Raw genomic sequence first — 286 nt, 5'->3', positions numbered from 1 at the left:
CTGTGGACGCGCGGCGTCGATCTCGACATCTTCCACCCGATGGACTCGAAAGTGCTCAACACCGCGCGGCCGATCTTTCTGTATGTGGGACGCGTGGCGGTCGAGAAAAACGTCGAGGCGTTTCTGAAGCTCGATCTGCCCGGCTCGAAGTGGGTCGCCGGCGAAGGTCCCGCGCTCGCCGAACTGAAGTCGCGCTATCCGCAAGCGAATTATCTGGGCGTGCTGACGCAAGCCGAACTGGCCAAGGTGTACGCGGCCGCCGACGTGTTCGTGTTCCCGAGCCGCA

General features: G+C 63.3%; 1 protein-coding gene. It reads left to right on the top strand.

The genetic code is table 11. The annotated features are described in order from the left end of the window. On the top strand, positions 1-286 hold a 286-nt coding region (locus SB751_RS29605), incomplete at both ends, for a glycosyltransferase (protein WP_410748973.1).

Origin of the sequence: Cupriavidus sp. SIMBA_020 (genome assembly GCF_046535395.1) — a bacterium.
Taxonomy (GTDB): domain Bacteria; phylum Pseudomonadota; class Gammaproteobacteria; order Burkholderiales; family Burkholderiaceae; genus Cupriavidus; species Cupriavidus campinensis.
Note: the sequence above shows the minus strand (reverse complement) of the source record. Positions and strands in the feature narration are given on the sequence as shown.